This window comes from Chitinophaga sp. 22308, assembly GCF_052045305.1.
Taxonomy (GTDB): Bacteria; Bacteroidota; Bacteroidia; order Chitinophagales; family Chitinophagaceae; genus Chitinophaga; species Chitinophaga varians_A.
In genome coordinates this window covers 1-336 of the sequence record NZ_JBQEOP010000036.1, presented here as the reverse complement: position 1 = coordinate 336, position 336 = coordinate 1, and the positions used below count along the sequence as shown (strand labels likewise).

General features: G+C 46.1%; 2 tRNA genes. Both read right to left on the bottom strand.

Annotated elements, in window-relative coordinates:
- Positions 1-55: 55 nt before the first annotated feature.
- Positions 56-129 (bottom strand) — tRNA-Ala (locus ACTJJS_RS33555).
- A 10-nt stretch (positions 130-139) separates the two neighbouring features.
- A tRNA-Ile gene (locus ACTJJS_RS33550) sits at positions 140-214 on the bottom strand.
- Positions 215-336 lie beyond the last annotated feature (122 nt).

The following is a 336-nucleotide window of genomic DNA, read 5'->3' as shown; positions in this document are numbered from 1 at the left end:
CTGTGGCCCGTTTGGCCGTACATCTTGTGTGTGTTTAAGAACTAAGTTGATTAAGTGGAGGATATCGGATTCGAACCGATGACCCCCTGCGTGCAAGGCAGGTGCTCTAGCCAACTGAGCTAATCCCCCGTAATCATTGTAGACCCGAGCAGATTTGAACTGCTGACCCCTACATTATCAGTGTAGTGCTCTAACCAGGCTGAGCTACGGATCTGTCTAGGTTGCCGGTTGCTGGTATCTATTCACTTAACCGTTCCAGTCCTTATTACCAACTTGGCGATTTGTTTTCTAAAGAACTTAATGTTTTTGAAAGAAGAAGGAAACAACAGCTCAAGG